The following is a 16,303-nucleotide window of genomic DNA, read 5'->3' as shown; positions in this document are numbered from 1 at the left end:
CCCCGCGCCGGGACCCGGACAGGTCTTTGTGTCGGCCGCATGGATCAGGCAGCCAGCGCCCGGCGCCATTGAGGAAAGGGATCCTCCAGATGCTCGAACGCGGACGGCTCGAACGTCATCTCGGATCCGATCAGCGCTGCATCAAGCGCCGCCGTGATGGCCTCCCGGTCAAATCCACTGCCAATGAAAACCAGTTCCTGCCGCCGGTCCCCGAACGGCGCCTGCCAATACCGGTCGATATAGGCCCGCGCCTCGGGGTGCTCGGGCCAACGCTCTTGCGGTACAGACGCCCACCAGGTGCCAAGCGGCGCAACCTTCGACAAGGCCCCCGCAAGGCTGAACTCCGCAACCCAGTCAGGACGCGTTGCCAGCCAGAAATGTCCTTTGGCGCGGATGATGCCGGGAAGCGGGCCATTCAGCACGCCATGTACCTTTACAGGATCGAACGGGCGGCGCGCACGATAGACGAAGGAGGAAACACCATATTCCTCGGTTTCCGGAACATGATCGGCAAACCCGTAGAGTTCCTTGGCCCATAGCGGATGCTCATGCGCCTTTTCGAAGTCGAACAGCCCCGTGTCGAAGATCATCGCGGCAGGCACCTGCGCATAATCCGTCTCGATGATCTGCGCATCGGGGTTGAGGCTCTTTATAATGAGCCGTGCCGCGGACAGCCGCTCCACCCCTGCGTCGGCGATCTTGTTGAGAACGACGACATCGGCAAACTCGATCTGGTCCACCAGCAGGTCAACAAGCGTGCGCTCATCTCCCTCTCCGGCCGTCTCACCACGATCCGACAGGAAATCGTGGCTGGCGTAATCCTGCAGCAGGTTCACGGCGTCGACCACCGTCACCATCGTATCCAGCCGCGCAACATCCGACAGGCTCTGGCCGTCCTCGTCACGAAATTCGAAGGTCGCAGCCACCGGCAGAGGTTCTGCGATACCTGTCGACTCGATAAGCAGGTAATCGAACCGGCCTTCATCGGCCAGCCTGCGCACCTCCTGCAACAGGTCATCCCGAAGCGTGCAGCAAATGCAGCCATTGGTCATTTCAACCAGCTTTTCATCCGTTCGGCTCAGATCCGCGCCACCCTCACGCAGCAAGTCCGCATCGATATTCACTTCGGACATGTCATTCACGATGACCGCAACCTTGCGCCCGTCACGATTGTTCAGAACCGCATTCATCAAAGTCGTCTTTCCCGCCCCCAGAAACCCGGACAAGACAGTTACGGGAAGACGGTCATCTACGGTTCTGCGCATGGGGGGTCTCCGGTTCGGCAAGGTTATATTGTTATGTTATACCATTACAACAATCAGGCGCAAGACCTCTTCCCAACACCGCCCCCGCGCTACATCGGCACCACGCCCTCAAGCTCCTTCTCGGGCAGCGCCGCCAACATCTCGGCCACGGTTTGACCCAGCACAGGATGCCGCCACTCCGGCACCACATCGGCCAGCGGCACAAGGACAAAGCCCCGGTCCTGCACCCGCGGATGCGGCAGGATCAGACAACCGGGCGCGCGTGTGCCCTGCTCATCGGGCGCCATATCGCGCCATGCGCGGTGGGTGTCGTGGTCCGGCAGCACCGCATCGCCCATGGCGATCAGATCGATGTCCAGTGTGCGCTGCCCCCAACGCGTCAGCCTTTCGCGTCCGAACTCCGCCTCGACCTCATGCAAGAGCGCCAGCACCTCCTCGGGGCCGCCCACGCAGTCCAGCACAGCCGCCGCATTCACGAAATCCGGCCCCGCTCCGGGGGGAAAGCAAGGCGTCACATAGAACCGGCTAACCGCGCGAATCCGGCAACCGCGCGCGTCAAGCCGGTCCAGCGCGGCGCGAAGCGTCTCGGCCGGCTGGCCCTGCTCAGACGGCGCATTTCCGCCCAACGCAATCAGAGCGTTTTCACTTCCGTCCATGCCATACTATCCTTTCGCACAGCCTAAACAGTATTGCGTTTCGTGCCGTTTATCATAGTTATATGCGTCAACTTCGGTCGAGACCCACCACTCACACCACCATTTTTGTTCCTTCGACCGTGGTTTATACAATTCGGAAGGACTGTTGTATGTTTTACAAGGACGAACGGCTCGCGCTGTTCATCGATGGATCAAATCTTTATGCAGCTGCACGCGCTTTGGGTTTCGACATCGATTATAAGCTCCTGCGTGCCGAGTTCATGCGTCGTGGCAAACTGCTGCGTGCATTTTACTACACCGCCATGCTCGAGAATGATGAGTATTCTCCTATCCGACCTCTGGTTGACTGGCTGAATTACAACGGATTCTCCATGGTGACCAAGCCAGCCAAGGAATACACGGACAGTCAGGGACGCCGTAAGGTCAAGGGAAACATGGATATCGAGCTGACCGTGGACGCGATGGAACTCGCGCCGCGTGTGGATCATATCGTGCTGTTTTCCGGCGATGGCGATTTCCGGCCTCTGGTGGAAAGCCTCCAGCGTCAGGGCGTGCGCGTCTCCGTCGTGTCCACGATCCGCAGCCAGCCACCGATGATCTCTGACGAGTTGCGCCGTCAGGCGGACAACTTCATCGAACTGGATGATCTCAAGGACGTGATCGGTCGCCCACCCCGCGATCCGCATCCCAGCCGCGAAGACAGCTACCAGGAAGAGAGCTGAAGCGCCCTCGCCTTTGCTGGATCATCGCAGCTGTCCCACCCGGATCAGCGGTGTGTAACGTCAGTCAGGCGCAGCTCGTGGCTGTCTGCGCCTGACCCCGCTTGACGGGCGACAGCCCGTCCCAAATGGCATGTCCGGCGCGCATTGCCGCGCAAGCGGCACTGGACGGCGCGCGATCTTGGCCTTAGGTCTGGACCCGACAGGAGGTCCAAGATGACGAAACCCCCTCTTACGCTTTACCTTGCCGCGCCGCGCGGCTTTTGCGCCGGCGTCGACCGCGCCATCAAGATCGTGGAGCTTGCCCTGCAGAAATGGGGCGCGCCGGTCTATGTGCGGCATGAAATCGTACACAACAAATTCGTCGTCGATGACCTGCGCGCCAAGGGCGCGGTCTTCGTCGAAGAGCTCGACGACTGCCCCGATGATCGCCCAGTGATCTTTTCGGCTCATGGCGTGCCCAAGGCCGTCCCCGCCGAAGCCGCCCGCCGCGAGATGCTCTTTGTCGATGCCACCTGCCCGCTTGTCTCCAAGGTGCATATCGAGGCCGAGCGCCACCACGAAAACGGCCTGCAAATCGTCATGATCGGCCATGCAGGACACCCCGAGACGATCGGCACCATGGGTCAGTTGCCCGAAGGCGAGGTGCTGCTGGTCGAAACCGTCGCTGATGTGGCCACGCTCGACGTGCGCGACCCTGCATCCCTCGCTTTCGTCACGCAAACCACCCTGTCGGTCGATGACACCGCCGATATCGTCGCCGCCCTTCAGGCGCGCTTTCCGGCGATCAAAGGCCCGCACAAGGAAGACATCTGCTACGCCACCACCAACCGTCAGGAAGCGGTCAAGGCGATGGCGCCCCGCGCCGATGCGATGCTGGTCGTGGGCGCGCCCAACTCCTCCAACTCCAAACGGCTGGTCGAGGTCGGCGCCCGCGCCGGCTGCGCCTATTCCCAGCTTGTGCAGCGCGCCACCGATATCGACTGGCGCGCTCTCGACGGGATCCGCTCCATCGGCATCACCGCCGGAGCCTCGGCCCCCGAGATCCTCGTGGACGAGGTGATTGACGCGCTCAAGGCGCGCTACGATGTCACCATCGAAAGCATCGAGACCGCAAAGGAAAACGTCGAATTCAAGGTGCCCCGCGTGATGCGCGAACCCGCAGGCACCTGACCCTCCAGGGTCCGCGCGCCGCTCTGTATCTTTCCACCCCGCGCCATGCCATCATGCCCGCGCACCCTGTGGCGGCAAAAGGATCGGGCCAATGGATCGACGCATGGACGAGGTATTCGGCACCGAGCCACAACAAGCCCTTTTGCGCCGTGGTCGCGCCTTTCACGATCTGACACGGCACGACACCCGGTATACCTATTACGGGCGCACTGTCGGGCTGGCCTCTGCGCAGGACGGCGATCTCGACGAACTGCACGATCTCACGGTGCTGCAGGGCAACAGCCATTACGCCACAGTCAACGATGACGCCCTGCCCGCGCTGCGCGACAACGCTCTCGCCCGGGGCCTGTCGGTCGCGCAGTATGCCCGCTGGACCGGCGGCGCCGACGCACTCAATGCCGCCCGCGCCATACTGGATCGGCACCGCTTGCCCAAAGGTCTGACACCCGTCACCATCACCCCGGACAGCCCGCCCGAGACGGTGCTCAAACTGGCACAGGTGGCGCTGGCCTGCGGCGTGCTGCCCCCCTCCGGCGCGGTGCTGCGCGGGCTGATCAAACCGGCTGTGGCGATTGTCGCCCTCGATGAGCGCGGCCAGCCCGCCGCCTGCGCCGCCGCTGCGGGTTTTCTGCATCCCGATCACCCCGAAGGCGCCACCACCTGCTGGTGGGGGATGCTGGCCACCCGCCCCGAACGGCGCGGCCAGCGGCTGGCGCTCATTCTCGGGGCGATGGCCATGCTCGACATGACCGCGCGTCACGGCTTCACGCAGGTGTTCACCGGGGTCGAGCCGGGCAACACCCCCTCCGAGGCGATCTGCACCCGCATGGGCCTTGCCGGGGATGGCACCAGCGTTTTTGGCGTCGCCGACGCACGGCAACTTCCCGGCGGTCGCATGACGCGATGACCGCGCCCCGGTCGCGCGCGAAACCGGCCCGTGGCCTCTTGCCTCGGACGGGCGGTCGCGCCATGGTGCCGCCCATGATGATACCCCGTGTCCCCCTGATCCTCGGCCTTGCCGGCCTTTTGCCCTTCGTCTGGGGCGCGCTCACCGTGCTGTCGCCCGAGCTGGCGGCATGGACCGTGCGCAGCATCGGCGCGCGCTTTGCCGGGCCCTATGTCATGCTGTTCTATGGCGCGGTGATCCTCAGCTTCATGTCCGGCGTGCTCTGGGGATTTGCCACGCAACTCAAGGGCGCTCAGGCCGGCACCGGCTATGCGCTGTCGGTAATCCCGGCGCTGTGGGCGTTCTTCATGACAGGCGGCGGACCGACCGGCGCGGGCATCTCTCTGATGGTGGGGTTCATCGGCATTCTCGGGCTGGACTGGCTGTTCTGGAAACATGGCGCGGCACCCGAATGGTGGATGTCGCTGCGCCTGCTGCTTACCGCCATCGTGGTGACCTGCCTTGCCATCGGGGTCTTCGCCTGACTGACCCCGTCCCCGCCTTGACAGCCCCCTCGCACGCCGCCACAGGACCGCCATGACAGATCTCGCGCTTTATTCCATGCCCTCCTCGGGCAACAGCTACAAGGTGCGGCTTCTGCTGGGCTTGCTTGGCCGCCCCTATCGCCACATCCCCTGCGAGGCCAACGCGCCCGAACTGGCCCAAGCCAAGGCCGATGGCCACCTGCCGCTTGGCAAGCTGCCCGCTCTGCACCTGCCCGACGGCACGATCCTGTCGGAATCCGGCGCGATCCTTTGGTATCTCGGTCAGAGCACGCCCTGGGTGCCCGAGACGCCATTGGCCCAGGCGCAGATGCTCGCCTGGATGTTCTTCGAACAGAACCGCCATGAGCCGGTGATCGCCGTGCGCGCCTCGCTCAACTGCTACCCGCATCTCGCCGATCAGGCCACACCCGAGGTGATGGCCCGCCTCGCCGACGAGGGCCATGCGATCCTCTCCCTCATGGAAGAGGCGCTCGCCCACAGCCCGTGGTTCGCCGGAGATGCGCCCACGCTGGCCGATATCGCGTTTTACGGCTACACCCATACCGCAGGCTCGCGCGGCGGCTTCGACATGGCCCGCTTTCCACGCCTTGCGGCTTGGTGCGCCCGCATCGCCGCCCTGCCCGGATATCGGGGGCTGGACGCGGATGCCTGATCTTTTCGCCTATACCGATGGCGCCTGCTCGGGCAATCCCGGTCCCGGCGGCTGGGGCGTGCTGCTGCAGGCGATCGAGGGGGACACCGTCCTCAAAGAGCGTGAGCTGAGCGGCGGCGAGGCCGAGACCACCAACAACCGGATGGAACTTCTGGCCGCCATCAACGCGCTTGAAACGCTGGCCAAGCCCAGCAAGATCACCATCGTCACCGACAGCGCCTATGTGAAGAACGGCGTGACCGGCTGGATCCATGGCTGGAAGCGCAACGGCTGGAAGACCGCCGCCCGCAAACCCGTCAAGAATGTCGAGCTCTGGCAGCGGCTGGACGAGGCGCAGGCCCGCCATGACGTGACCTGGGAATGGGTCAAGGGCCATGCGGGCCACCCCGAGAACGAACGTGCCGACGCATTGGCCCGCGCCGGCATGGCGCCGTTCAAACCCTCGGCCTGATCCGCGCAGATTGCAGGGCTTTCCCGGATGCGTCGCGCGGCGGGCGGTCACGCCCGACAAGCCGCCGCTCCCCCCTCGGCGCCCCAGACCCCTCAGCGCCGCTTGCGCCAATGCGTCGGCACGATGATCAACGCCCCGATCGACGACAGGATCGCATCCACCCCCGGCGTGCCGATGCGAATCCCGAACATGATCCGCAGGAAGTAAAACAGGAACGCCCCACCCACGCAGATGATGATCGACTGCAGATAGCCGTTTTTCGTGAACCCGGACTTTTCGGACGCATATCCGACAATCCCGGCGATCACCACCGTGCCGATCAACGTGGGAAACATCGTACCTCTCCCTCTTTACAGCATGTCGCCCGGGACCAGCGGCAGCCCGCGCAGAAACGTCTCGGCATCCTGTGCGCCCCGGCCCGCCCGTTGCAAGCGCAAAAGCCGCACCGCGCCCTCGCCACAGGCCACGCGCAGCGCGCCCCCGCCTGCCGCTTCGAGCACCTCTCCGGGGCAGCCCGCCCCCTCGGCCAACTCCGAGGCCAGCAGCTTGATCCGCTCGCCCCGGTGTTCGCACCATGCGCCGGGAAAGGGCGACAGCCCCCGGATCAGCCGATCCACCTGCCTGCAGGGGCGGCTCCAATCCACACGCGCCTCGGCCTTGTCGATCTTGGCCGCATAGGTCACGCCCTCGTCGGGCTGCGGCTCGGGCGTCAGGTCATCCAGCCGCGCCAGCGCCTCGATGATCGCCTCCGCCCCCATCCGCGACAGCCGGTCATGCAAGGCGCCCGTCGTCTCGGTCTGGCCGATCTCCGTCTCGCGCCGCAGCAGCACCGGCCCGGTATCCAGCCCCGCCTCCATCTGCATGATGCACACGCCCGTGCGCGCGTCCCCCGCCATGATCGCCCGGTGAATGGGCGCGGCACCCCGCCAGCGCGGCAAAAGGCTCGCATGGATGTTCAGACAGCCCCGCTTCGGTGCATCCAGAATGGCTTGCGGCAGGATCAGCCCATAGGCCACCACCACCGCCACATCCGCCCCAAGCGCCGCGAAATCCGCCTGTTCGTCCGCGCCCTTCAAGCTGACCGGATGGCGCACCTCAAGCCCCATCTCCTCGGCGCGGGCCTGCACCGGCGTCGGCCTGTCCTTCTTGCCGCGCCCGGCGGGCCTTGGCGGCTGGCAATAGACCGCGGCCACCTCGTGGCCTGCGGCGACAAGCGCCTCCAGCACCGGCACCGAGAAATCGGGCGTTCCCATGAAAATCAGCCGCATCGCCCTAACCCGCCAGCTTTCTGGCCTTGCGCAACAGCATGTCGCGCTTCACCTTGCTCAGCCGGTCCACGAAAAGCCGCCCCTCCAATTGGTCGATCTGATGCTGCACGCTGGTGGCCCAGAGACCCACGAAATCGCGCTCCTCCATCTCGCCTTGCGTATTCAGAAAACGCACCGTCACGGCGCGCGGCCGCTTGATCGCCGCCGACACGCCGGGCAGGTTCGGGCTGGCCTCTTCATGGCTGCGCAGCTCGATGCTGGAATGCAGGATTTCGGGATTGGCCATGCGCACCGCCTGCCCGCGCGTCTCGCTGGCATCGACCACCGCCAGCCGCAGCATCACGCCGATCTGCGGCGCGGCAAGACCCACGCCCGGCATCGCTTCCATCGTGTCGATCATGTCGTCCCAGATCGCGCGGACCTCATCGGTGATCGCCTCGACCGGCGCGGCCGGGCTGCGCAACCGCTTGTCCGGCCATGGCAGGCAGCGCCGCACCGCCATGCCGTCAGGCCCTCGCCTTGGCCTGTTCGCGCTTCAGTTTCTGCATACGGCGCGTGATCATCTGGCGCTTCATCGGCCCCAGATAATCGATGAACAGCTTGCCGTTCAGATGGTCGATCTCATGCTGCACGCAGGTGGCCCAGAGCCCGTCGAATGTCTCGGTCTGCTCGTTGCCGTCCCGGTCGATCCAGCGCACATCCACCGCCTCGGGGCGCTTGACCTCGGCATATTCCTCGGGGATCGACAGACACCCTTCCTCATAGACATTCATCACGTCCGACGAGGCGACGATCTCGGGATTGAACATCACCAGAGGGCGCGGCGTCTCGTTCTCGCCCTTGACGCAATCCATCACGATCAGCCGGTCGAGCACCCCGATCTGCGGCGCCGCCAGTCCGATGCCCGGCGCGTCATACATGGTTTCCAGCATGTCGTCAGCCAGCACGCGCAAGTCGTCCGACAGATCGCCAAGGGGCGCGCAGACTTTCTTGAGACGCGGGTCAGGATGGATCAGGATAGGCCGTTTCATGCGGGAGGATTTAGGTCATGCCCGCCGAGCGCGCAATGGGCCAATGATCCGCCCCGCCATGGCACCGCCCGTTTTCAAAGAAATATATTCCATATAATTTTATCTAAATAGAATATATTTCCATATTTAATCACACTTACAGAACATACTTTCATATTAAAGTTTTATTTGGAATATTATCCGCCAGACAATCACCCCTACACCCCGTCTCCCGAACATTATAGCCTGCCCGCGTCACCAACAAGGAGCCCCCCATGGATTTCGACCGCATCATCGACCGCTTCGGCACCCATTCCCAGAAATGGGACATGATGGAAAAAACCTATGGCGTGCCGGCCAGCGATGGGCTCGCGATGTGGGTCGCCGATATGGATTTCCAGCCGCCGCGCTGCGTGTCCGACGCGCTTCAGGGCATGGTCGATCATGGCATCTACGGCTATTACGGCGATGATCGCAGCTATCTCAACGCCATCCGCTGGTGGATGCAGGAGCGCCATGGCTGGCGTGTCGAACCCGAATGGGTGTTCACCACCCACGGCCTCGTGAACGGCACCGCCATGTGCGTCGATGCCTTCACCGATCCCGGCGATGGCGTGGTGATCTTCACGCCGGTCTATCATGCCTTCGCCCGCGTCATCAAAGCCGCCGGGCGCCGGGTCGTCGAATGTCCGCTCCGCCACGAGGACGGTCTCTACCGGATGGATTTCGACGCCTATGATGCCGCGATGGACGGCTCGGAAAAGATGCTGATCCTGTGCTCGCCGCATAACCCCGGTGGCCGCGTCTGGACCCGCGAGGAATTGCAGGACGTCGCCGATTTCGCCCGCCGCCATGACCTCGTGCTGGTGTCCGACGAAATTCACCACGATCTGGTGATGCCCGGCCATACCCATATCCCGATGGCCAATATCGACGAGCGCATCGCCGACCGGCTGGTGATGATGACCGCCACCACCAAGACCTTCAACATCGCGGGCGCCCATTCCGGCAACGTGATCATCGCCGACGAAACCCTGCGCGCCCGCTTTGCCGCGCGCATGTCGGCGCTTGGTCTGTCGCCCAATTCCTTCGGGCTGGTCATGGCCGAGGCCGCCTATTCCCCCGAGGGTGCAGCCTGGGTCGATGCGCTTGTCGACTATCTCGACGGCAACCGCCGCCTGTTCGACGCGGGCGTGAACGCCATCCCGGGCCTTGCGTCCATGCCGCTCGAAGCCACCTATCTTGCTTGGGTCGATTTCTCCGGCACCGGCATGGACAAGGGCGAATTCACCGCCCGCGTCGAACGCGACGCGCGCATCGCGGTCAATCACGGCCCCAGCTTCGGCCAGGGCGGCGAGACGTTTTTGCGCTTCAACCTCGCCACGCCGCGCATCCGTGTCGAAGAGGCCGTCGCCCGCCTGCAGGACGCCTTCGCCGACCTGCAGTGATCCGCCCCGGCGCGTCGCACCACCCCCGTCACAAAGGCCAGGCGCCCCTCAAGGCGCTTGCCCCCCGCTGCGAACGGGTTAGCTTCTGACCTGCCATCAGCCCCGGAGCGCCCCGATGATCCGTCTTGCCACAGCCCTCGCCGCCCTTGCCCTTCTCACCGCCTGCTCGGGCCGGCCTTCGCTGGACGATCCCGCCCTCAGCGATGCCGATTTCGAGCTGCAGGAATTCTTCGAAGGAAAGACCGTGGCCCACGGTCAGTTTCAGGACCGTTTCGGCACCGTGCGCCGCCGCTTCGAGGTGGCCATCGACGGCACATGGGACGGCGAAACCCTCACCCTGGTCGAGGATTTCGCCTATGCCGACGGCACCACCGAGCAGCGCATCTGGACCCTTCGCCAGACCGGCCCTGAAACATGGGAAGGCACCGCCCCCGGCGTGATCGGCACCGCCACCGGCACCGAGAAAGGCGACGTGTTCAACTGGGCCTATACCATCGACCTGCCCGTGCCCGACGGCACAATGCGCGTCAGCTTCGACGACTGGATGTGGCAACTCTCCGACGACCGGGTGCTCAACATCGCCTATATGCGCAAGGCGGGCATCACCATCGGCAAGGTCATCATCACGTTCGAGAAACTCTAAACCCGACCCGGTACCGCGCCAAAGATCATCCCCGACCGTCAATCCCGCCCGATCAAAGCCACCGGCGCATCCGGGTCACGCTCGAAATCCACCGGCTGCCGGTCGCTGGCCTCGGTCATGCGCTTCAATTCGAACCGGATCTCGCCGCCCTCTTCCTCTGACGCAACGATCAGGCAGCGCGACAGGTGCTTCGGCCCGTCATAAAGATCGACCAGCCCCCGCAAATGTGGCGCCACATCCGAATCAAGCGAAAACCCGCCCTCCCACGCATTCAGCACGGGGTAGGTATCTTCACCGGCCTGCACCCGCAGCCGATGGCTTTTTTTCAAGGCTTTCTTGCGCGCGGCATCAAGACCCGCCTGCACGTCGGGGGATAAATAGGTCGTCATTGCAAATGCCTTTCATGCCTTCCACCTCCCAGACTGTGCCAGCAAATCATGACGGTCACGTTAAAATTCACCGCCCCGCGCACATCACGCGCGCAGTGTGGCCTTCGGGCGCAGCACATGCGGCTGTGCCGGATCGTAGAGCGCGCTGTCCTTGAAATCCGCGATCTCGCCCAGAACCGGCCCCACGAGGATCAGCGCGGTTCGGGTGATCTTCTCGGTCCTCACCTTCTCGCGGATATCGGCCAGCGTGCCGCGAATAAACATCTGGTCAGGCCAGCCCACGCGATACGCCACCACCACCGGACACTCGGCGCCATAATGCGGCGTCAGCACCCGTTCGATCTCGCGCAGGGCGCGCACCCCCAAATGGATCGCCAGCGTCGTGCGCGTGCGCGCGAAATTCTCCAGGGTCTCGCCATCCGGCATCGAGGTGGATTTCATCGACACCCGCGTGAGGATGATCGACTGCGCCACCTCCGGCACGGTCAACTCCTGCCCCAACGCCGCGGCAGCGGCGGCATAGGCCGGCACGCCCGGAATGATCTGGTAATCGATCCCGTCGGCGCGCAGCCGCCGGATCTGCTCGGCAATGGCGCCATAAAGCGACGGATCGCCCGAATGCACCCGCGCCACGTCCTGCCCCTTCGCGTGGGCGTCGCGGATCACCGCGTGCGTGTCATCGAGCGTCATCGGCGCGGTATCCATCACCAGCGCGTCCTTCGGCGCGCAGCCCACCACCTCGGCCGGCACCAGCGACCCGGCATAAAGGCAGACCGGGCATTCCCCGATCACCCGCTCGGCCTTTTTCGTCAGAAGTTCCGGATCGCCCGGTCCCGCCCCGATGAAATAAACGGTCATTCGCTCAATAGCCCTTTCAGCTGATCGTTCTGATAATAGCAGACACAGACCTGCCCGCCGCCGCCATGATCGCCCATGAACACGCCATCCGCATCCGAGATATAGGCGCAGATCGCCATATATTCCCGCGCGCGCTCTTCCTCCGTAGGCCCGCCGCGCGTCAACAGCTCCTCGATCTCCTGCCGTTCGCCGAATTGCTGCACCGCCCAGGCCGCCTGCTGCATCGGCTCGGGCACCTCCGGATGCCCCCAGCCCCACATCCAGCTGCCGTCATCCGACCATGTGCCGATGATCTGCGCCTCGACCGACAGATCCGGTGCATCCTCGAAACTCAGCACAAGGCGGCCCTTCTCGAGGGTCAGCCGAAAGCCCGCGACCGCGTCCAGCCGCTGCGCCAGTGCGCCCCCCGCCATCCGCGTGCCCAGGAAGAACCTGGCGTTGACCGCCATCTGCCGATAGGTCTCGGGCAGTTGGGTCGCGCCCTGATCGGCCATGCGCCCCGCGAATTCCAGAAGGATCGGGTTCATGCCGCGCCACCTGTCCTGCGCGGCTCGGCCAGATCCCCGTCGATCTTGCGCGCATAGCCGCGCGGCGTGAACATGCGCGGCCCCTCTCCCAGATGGGCCAGCCGCGAATTGCTCGACCCCACCAGAACCACCGTCAGCATATCCACCTCATCGACCTGCAGCTCGTCCAGCCGCCGGTAGCGCACATGCTCCTCGGGACGCCCCAGCGACGAGGCCAGCATCACCGGCGTCTCCGCCGGACGATGCCTCAGCAGGATATCCCGCGCCTCCGCCAGAAGGGTCCGCCGGGTCTTGGACACCGGGTTGTAGAAGGCGATCACGAAATCGCCCTCGGCGGCGGCGTGCAACCGGCGCAGGATATCCTCTCGCGGGGTCAACAGATCCGAGAGCGAAATGGTGCAGAAATCATGCCCCAAAGGCGCCCCCGCCCGCGCCGCCGCCCCCTGCAGCGCCGACACGCCCGGCGAACAGACAACCTCCACCCGATGCGCCGCATCGCTCACGCCGTGATCGTCCCTGCCCCGGTCCAGAAGTTCGAAGACCAGCGCGCCCATCGCATAGATCCCCGCATCCCCCGAACAGACCAGCGCCACATTACGGCCCTCCGCCGCGCGCTCCAGCGCGTGACGGCAGCGCGCCTCCTCTCCACCAAGCGGGAAATCATGGCGCGGCTTGCCCGCGGCAAGCGGCCCCAGCAGATCGATGTAAAGCCCGTAGCCCACCAGCTCATCGGCCTCGGCGATCAACCGGCTGACTTCGGGCGTGCGCCATGCCGCCTGCCCCGGCCCTATGCCGACGACACTCAACCGCCCCCTCGCGCGCCCCGGCAGATCGGTGACAGGCTCAGCCGTGCGTCCCACGGCGCAGGTCGCATTGGCCGTCTTGCGCTTCTCCACCGCCAGATCGGCGCCCGCGGCCAGCACCGCGCCTTCCGCCACCCCGTGACAGCCGACTTCCGCAAAGACAACCTCCGACGGATTGGCCAGCCGATCCGCCTGCGCCTCAAGCTCGACCGCGCTGAACAACCTGAGCGGCACATCAAGCCGCCGCGCCACCTCGTTCATCGCCGGCTCATCGGCCTTGAGGTCAATCGACGCGACACAGGCCACGGCCCCCGTTGCGATCCCGGCCTCCTCCAGCATGGCGCAGACCAGCGCCCACATCTCTTCCGGGTCGCAATCGCGTGCGCACCCCAGCCCCAGCACGATCCGCTGCGGATGATAGACAAGCCGCTTTTCTCCCGCCTCAGCGGGGGCCTCGCTGACGACCAGCTCCACCGCGCCGCCCGCCTCGCGCCCAAGGCCGAAAATATCCTCGCCGGTCACGCTCAGACCCTCTCCCGCCAGCATCGCCGCCATCGCCGATTTCGCATCCTGCGGATTGGCCAGCCGGTAGCCCTCGGGCGGCGCATCCAGCGCCACGCCCATCGCCACATCCCCCGCCGTGGTCACCGCCGCCACCGCATCCAGCCCCCGGGCGATCTCCGCCGCCAGCCGGTTGGCCCCGCGATGCCCCCCCAGAAGCGGCACCACCACCGCGCCGTCATCGCTCACCGACACCACCGGCGGCTCGCCGCGCTTGTCCGACAGCAAGGGCGCCACGGCCCGGATCAGGATGCCACTGGCACAGACGCCAACGACCGGCACACCGGCCGCAAAAAGATCGCGTGCATGATCGAGCGCATTGGGAAAAAACGCATCCGCCCGCGCGACGCGCCCTTCGCGCCCATGCACCTTTGCCCCGATCAGGCGGGCCACGCGATGCGCCACCTCCTCGCCCGACCGGCTCAGCGCCAGAACGACAGGTTTCACAGCCATGGATCGGCCCCCTTGGTCAGCAATATCATGGAAAAATAGGGCGCCACCTGCGGCGCTTGGGCCAGCGGGCACACCACCTCCTCGGGCAGGCTCGCGCGTTCCACATAGACCGCGCGCCCCGTCAGACCCAGCTCCTCGATCACACCCCGGATCTTGGCCAGATGCCGGCCCACCTTCATGATGACGACGCTCTCCGCCCCATCGATCCGCGCCCGCAACTCGGCCTCGGGCAAAGGCCCCGGCAACACGGTCAGCCGCTCGTTTCGCGCCGCCAGCGGCATCCCCGCCCTCGCCGCACAGGTGGTCACCGATGTCACCCCCGGCACCACCTCCACCCGGTAACGCGCCGACAGCCGGGCAAAAAGATACATGAACGAGCCATAAAAGAACGGATCCCCCTCACACAGACAAACCACATCCTGCCCCTGCTCCAGCACGGCCGCGATCTCGGCCGCCCCCTTGTCATAGGCCGCCTGCGCCGGCGCCCGCTCCGGCGTCATCGGCACATCCATCACGATTTCCCGGGCACCTTCCGGAATGATCCCGGCCGCGATCGAGCGCGCGAAACTGGCGCCCCCGGCCAGACTGGGATAGGCCAGCACCTCGGCCCCCGCGATCAGCCGATGGGCGCGCAACGTCATCAAATCCGGATCGCCCGGCCCAAGCCCCACGCCGTAAAGAACGCCGCTCATCGCCCGGACCCCGCTTTCATCGATCCCCAAATACTCCCGCCGGAGGCTCCCGTCCCCCGCCACAGACCCCAGCCCCGGCTCATCGCTTCACAAGGCTCCACTGGGTGACCGGCATCAGCGGCCGCCAGCCGGTGAGTCCCCCCACCGGTTCGGCGCGGTTGACCATCAGCTTGACCAGCTGCCCGCCATGCGCCTTGTGCAACTCGAGCAGCAAGGCCTCGCTTTCCAGTGTCACGGCATTGCAGACCAGCCGCCCCAGCGGGCGCAGCGCCTGCCATGCCGCTTCGAAGGTCTGGCGGCTCAAGCCGCCTCCGATGAAAACCGCATCCGGCGCGGGCAGACCCTCCAGCGCCTCCGGCACGCGGCCATCGATCAGCTCCAGCCTCGGCGCGCCCAGCGCCAGCGCATTGGCCGCCGCCATCTCTCGGCGGTCGGCGCGCGGCTCTATGCCGATCGCGCTTGCATAGCGCGCCGCGCGCATCCATTCCACCGCGACCGAGCCGCAGCCCGTGCCGATATCCCACAAGAGCGCGCCGCGCATCGGCATCAGCTTGGCCAGCGTGGCCGCGCGCACCTCCTGCTTGGTCATCGTGCCGTCATGCCGGAAAAGATCATCCGACAGGCCCGGAACCCGGGGCAGAAGGGCGGCATCAGGGGCCGCCACACAATGCACCGCCAGCGTGTTGAAGGCCGGCACTTGGTGGTCCCATGTCTCGGCCCGCCCGTCAAAGCGGGCCTCGTCTTTGCCCCCCATATTGGCCAGCACCGTCATCGCCGACTGGCCGAAACCGCGCTCGGTCAGAAAGGCGGCGATCTGCCCCGGCGTCTCCGCGCCGGTGGTCAGGATCAACAGCCGCGCATCGGGCTGGATGAAGGCGATCATCTGCTGCACGGGACGGCCATGCACGGTCAGCGTCTCGACATCCGCAAGGCTCCAGCCCATGCGCGCCGCCGCCAGCTGAAAGGCCGACAGTTGCGGGTGATAGGTGATCTCGCCCGGATCGATCGCGCGCCCGATCCTCGCCCCCACCGAGAACCACAGCGGATCGCCGGTGGCCAGCACCACCACGCGCCGCCCGCGCAGCGCCTCGAGCGTGTCGATCAGCGCATCGAAGGGCGAGGGCCAGGCGATGCGCTCGGCGCCCACACTGTCCGACAACTGGTGATGACGGTCTCCCCCGATGATGACCTCCGCCGCCTCGACCACGGCGCGCGTCGCAGGCAAAAGCCCCGTCATGCCATCCTCGCCGATGCCCACAATATGCAGCCAGGGATCAGCCATC

Annotated in this window: 20 protein-coding genes; 8 read left to right on the top strand and 12 right to left on the bottom strand. The window is 65.5% G+C overall.

Translation table 11 applies throughout. The annotated features are described in order from the left end of the window. Positions 1-44: 44 nt before the first annotated feature. Together RAZWK3B_RS05025 and folK are read right to left on the bottom strand one after the other, a co-directional pair. Positions 45-1,265, bottom strand: coding sequence for a GTP-binding protein (locus tag RAZWK3B_RS05025; protein WP_037295080.1), 1,221 nt, complete (start codon positions 1,263-1,265; stop codon positions 45-47). A gap of 89 nt (positions 1,266-1,354) precedes the next feature. After that, entirely contained in the window at positions 1,355-1,921 is a 567-nt protein-coding gene (folK, locus tag RAZWK3B_RS05020) for a 2-amino-4-hydroxy-6-hydroxymethyldihydropteridine diphosphokinase (RefSeq protein WP_007812839.1), read from the bottom strand. 149 nt (positions 1,922-2,070) lie between these two features. Here folK and RAZWK3B_RS05015 point away from each other — a divergent pair, with 149 nt between their 5' ends. The 6 genes from RAZWK3B_RS05015 (at position 2,071) to rnhA (ending at position 6,368) form a co-directional block, all read left to right on the top strand. Beyond that, positions 2,071-2,643 carry a LabA-like NYN domain-containing protein gene (locus RAZWK3B_RS05015; protein WP_007812838.1) on the top strand — a complete coding sequence of 191 codons (573 nt, stop codon included), beginning with the start codon at positions 2,071-2,073 and terminating at the stop codon, positions 2,641-2,643. Positions 2,644-2,856: 213 nt separating this feature from the next. Further along, entirely contained in the window at positions 2,857-3,813 is a 957-nt protein-coding gene (gene ispH / locus RAZWK3B_RS05010; protein WP_007812837.1) for a 4-hydroxy-3-methylbut-2-enyl diphosphate reductase, read from the top strand. Between the two features lie 91 nt (positions 3,814-3,904). After that, a complete protein-coding gene (locus RAZWK3B_RS05005; RefSeq protein ID WP_007812836.1) occupies positions 3,905-4,720 on the top strand; it encodes an N-acetyltransferase in 816 nt (271 codons plus the stop codon). 77 nt (positions 4,721-4,797) lie between these two features. Continuing rightward, positions 4,798-5,244: a DUF3429 domain-containing protein gene (locus tag RAZWK3B_RS05000; protein WP_157132174.1), complete on the top strand. Its 447-nt coding sequence runs from the start codon at positions 4,798-4,800 to the stop codon at positions 5,242-5,244. Positions 5,245-5,296: 52 nt separating this feature from the next. Next, on the top strand, positions 5,297-5,917 hold the full coding sequence (locus tag RAZWK3B_RS04995; protein WP_007812833.1) for a glutathione S-transferase family protein: 621 nt from the start codon (positions 5,297-5,299) through the stop codon (positions 5,915-5,917). Further along, positions 5,910-6,368, top strand: coding sequence for a ribonuclease HI (gene rnhA, locus RAZWK3B_RS04990; protein ID WP_007812831.1), 459 nt, complete (start codon positions 5,910-5,912; stop codon positions 6,366-6,368). Before RAZWK3B_RS04995 ends, rnhA begins: the two co-directional genes overlap by 8 nt. 92 nt (positions 6,369-6,460) lie before the next feature. On the opposite strand, the gene RAZWK3B_RS04985 is transcribed toward rnhA, so the two are convergent. Genes RAZWK3B_RS04985 through def (RAZWK3B_RS04970) form a run of 4 tightly spaced genes read right to left on the bottom strand, consistent with a single transcriptional unit; the run spans position 6,461 to position 8,667 of the window. Next, entirely contained in the window at positions 6,461-6,703 is a 243-nt protein-coding gene (locus tag RAZWK3B_RS04985; protein ID WP_007812829.1) for a hypothetical protein, read from the bottom strand. Between the two features lie 15 nt (positions 6,704-6,718). After that, a complete protein-coding gene (fmt, locus tag RAZWK3B_RS04980) occupies positions 6,719-7,636 on the bottom strand; it encodes a methionyl-tRNA formyltransferase (protein WP_007812827.1) in 918 nt (305 codons plus the stop codon). Between the two features lie 4 nt (positions 7,637-7,640). Then, a complete protein-coding gene (gene def / locus RAZWK3B_RS04975; RefSeq protein WP_007812825.1) occupies positions 7,641-8,138 on the bottom strand; it encodes a peptide deformylase in 498 nt (165 codons plus the stop codon). Between the two features lie 4 nt (positions 8,139-8,142). After that, positions 8,143-8,667 (bottom strand): peptide deformylase, encoded by a 525-nt coding sequence (gene def, locus RAZWK3B_RS04970; protein ID WP_007812823.1) that lies wholly within the window; start codon positions 8,665-8,667, stop codon positions 8,143-8,145. 254 nt (positions 8,668-8,921) lie between these two features. Here def (RAZWK3B_RS04970) and RAZWK3B_RS04965 point away from each other — a divergent pair, with 254 nt between their 5' ends. Next, positions 8,922-10,094, top strand: a complete 1,173-nt coding sequence (locus tag RAZWK3B_RS04965; protein ID WP_007812821.1) for a MalY/PatB family protein — start codon at positions 8,922-8,924, stop codon at positions 10,092-10,094. A gap of 115 nt (positions 10,095-10,209) precedes the next feature. After that, positions 10,210-10,737 carry a DUF3833 domain-containing protein gene (locus tag RAZWK3B_RS04960; protein WP_007812820.1) on the top strand — a complete coding sequence of 176 codons (528 nt, stop codon included), beginning with the start codon at positions 10,210-10,212 and terminating at the stop codon, positions 10,735-10,737. Between the two features lie 38 nt (positions 10,738-10,775). Here the strand turns inward: RAZWK3B_RS04960 and RAZWK3B_RS04955 are convergent, their stop codons facing one another. From RAZWK3B_RS04955 to RAZWK3B_RS04930, 6 genes are all read right to left on the bottom strand, one after another. Beyond that, a complete protein-coding gene (locus tag RAZWK3B_RS04955) occupies positions 10,776-11,126 on the bottom strand; it encodes a hypothetical protein (RefSeq protein ID WP_007812818.1) in 351 nt (116 codons plus the stop codon). Positions 11,127-11,210: 84 nt separating this feature from the next. Beyond that, the gene (cobM, locus tag RAZWK3B_RS04950) at positions 11,211-11,984 is read right to left on the bottom strand and encodes a precorrin-4 C(11)-methyltransferase (RefSeq protein ID WP_007812817.1); all 774 of its coding nucleotides are present in this window, start codon (positions 11,982-11,984) and stop codon (positions 11,211-11,213) included. Then, on the bottom strand, positions 11,981-12,511 hold the full coding sequence (locus tag RAZWK3B_RS04945) for a DUF6882 domain-containing protein (RefSeq protein ID WP_007812814.1): 531 nt from the start codon (positions 12,509-12,511) through the stop codon (positions 11,981-11,983). The genes cobM and RAZWK3B_RS04945 overlap by 4 nt, the downstream gene beginning before the upstream one ends. Next, positions 12,508-14,328 carry a precorrin-3B C(17)-methyltransferase gene (cobJ, locus tag RAZWK3B_RS04940; RefSeq protein WP_007812812.1) on the bottom strand — a complete coding sequence of 607 codons (1,821 nt, stop codon included), beginning with the start codon at positions 14,326-14,328 and terminating at the stop codon, positions 12,508-12,510. Before cobJ ends, RAZWK3B_RS04945 begins: the two co-directional genes overlap by 4 nt. Then, the gene (gene cobI, locus RAZWK3B_RS04935) at positions 14,319-15,020 is read right to left on the bottom strand and encodes a precorrin-2 C(20)-methyltransferase (protein WP_007812810.1); all 702 of its coding nucleotides are present in this window, start codon (positions 15,018-15,020) and stop codon (positions 14,319-14,321) included. Before cobI ends, cobJ begins: the two co-directional genes overlap by 10 nt. A gap of 79 nt (positions 15,021-15,099) precedes the next feature. After that, on the bottom strand, positions 15,100-16,302 hold the full coding sequence (locus tag RAZWK3B_RS04930; protein ID WP_037295158.1) for a bifunctional cobalt-precorrin-7 (C(5))-methyltransferase/cobalt-precorrin-6B (C(15))-methyltransferase: 1,203 nt from the start codon (positions 16,300-16,302) through the stop codon (positions 15,100-15,102). Position 16,303 lies beyond the last annotated feature (1 nt).

Origin of the sequence: Roseobacter sp. AzwK-3b (assembly GCF_000170875.1) — a bacterium.
GTDB lineage: Bacteria > Pseudomonadota > Alphaproteobacteria > Rhodobacterales > Rhodobacteraceae > Roseovarius > Roseovarius litoreus.
The sequence above is the reverse complement of the archived record's forward strand: the minus strand, read 5'-3'. Positions and strand labels throughout refer to the sequence as shown.

Excerpts from the sequence above, each read along its gene's own strand:
- cobI (WP_007812810.1), bottom strand. The coding sequence starts at position 15,020 with ATGAGCGGCGTTCTTTACGGCGTGGGGCTTGGGCCGGGCGATCCGGAT.
- def (WP_007812823.1), bottom strand. The coding sequence starts at position 8,667 with ATGAAACGGCCTATCCTGATCCATCCTGACCCGCGTCTCAAGAAAGTC.
- cobM (WP_007812817.1), bottom strand. The coding sequence starts at position 11,984 with ATGACCGTTTATTTCATCGGGGCGGGACCGGGCGATCCGGAACTTCTG.
- rnhA (WP_007812831.1), top strand. The coding sequence starts at position 5,910 with ATGCCTGATCTTTTCGCCTATACCGATGGCGCCTGCTCGGGCAATCCC.
- def (WP_007812825.1), bottom strand. The coding sequence starts at position 8,138 with ATGGCGGTGCGGCGCTGCCTGCCATGGCCGGACAAGCGGTTGCGCAGC.
- RAZWK3B_RS04960 (WP_007812820.1), top strand. The coding sequence starts at position 10,210 with ATGATCCGTCTTGCCACAGCCCTCGCCGCCCTTGCCCTTCTCACCGCC.
- RAZWK3B_RS05025 (WP_037295080.1), bottom strand. The coding sequence starts at position 1,265 with ATGCGCAGAACCGTAGATGACCGTCTTCCCGTAACTGTCTTGTCCGGG.
- folK (WP_007812839.1), bottom strand. The coding sequence starts at position 1,921 with ATGGACGGAAGTGAAAACGCTCTGATTGCGTTGGGCGGAAATGCGCCG.
- ispH (WP_007812837.1), top strand. The coding sequence starts at position 2,857 with ATGACGAAACCCCCTCTTACGCTTTACCTTGCCGCGCCGCGCGGCTTT.
- RAZWK3B_RS04985 (WP_007812829.1), bottom strand. The coding sequence starts at position 6,703 with ATGTTTCCCACGTTGATCGGCACGGTGGTGATCGCCGGGATTGTCGGA.
- RAZWK3B_RS04965 (WP_007812821.1), top strand. The coding sequence starts at position 8,922 with ATGGATTTCGACCGCATCATCGACCGCTTCGGCACCCATTCCCAGAAA.
- RAZWK3B_RS05005 (WP_007812836.1), top strand. The coding sequence starts at position 3,905 with ATGGATCGACGCATGGACGAGGTATTCGGCACCGAGCCACAACAAGCC.
- RAZWK3B_RS05015 (WP_007812838.1), top strand. The coding sequence starts at position 2,071 with ATGTTTTACAAGGACGAACGGCTCGCGCTGTTCATCGATGGATCAAAT.
- RAZWK3B_RS04955 (WP_007812818.1), bottom strand. The coding sequence starts at position 11,126 with ATGACGACCTATTTATCCCCCGACGTGCAGGCGGGTCTTGATGCCGCG.
- RAZWK3B_RS04945 (WP_007812814.1), bottom strand. The coding sequence starts at position 12,511 with ATGAACCCGATCCTTCTGGAATTCGCGGGGCGCATGGCCGATCAGGGC.
- RAZWK3B_RS04995 (WP_007812833.1), top strand. The coding sequence starts at position 5,297 with ATGACAGATCTCGCGCTTTATTCCATGCCCTCCTCGGGCAACAGCTAC.
- fmt (WP_007812827.1), bottom strand. The coding sequence starts at position 7,636 with ATGCGGCTGATTTTCATGGGAACGCCCGATTTCTCGGTGCCGGTGCTG.
- RAZWK3B_RS05000 (WP_157132174.1), top strand. The coding sequence starts at position 4,798 with ATGATACCCCGTGTCCCCCTGATCCTCGGCCTTGCCGGCCTTTTGCCC.
- RAZWK3B_RS04930 (WP_037295158.1), bottom strand. The coding sequence starts at position 16,302 with ATGGCTGATCCCTGGCTGCATATTGTGGGCATCGGCGAGGATGGCATG.
- cobJ (WP_007812812.1), bottom strand. The coding sequence starts at position 14,328 with ATGGCTGTGAAACCTGTCGTTCTGGCGCTGAGCCGGTCGGGCGAGGAG.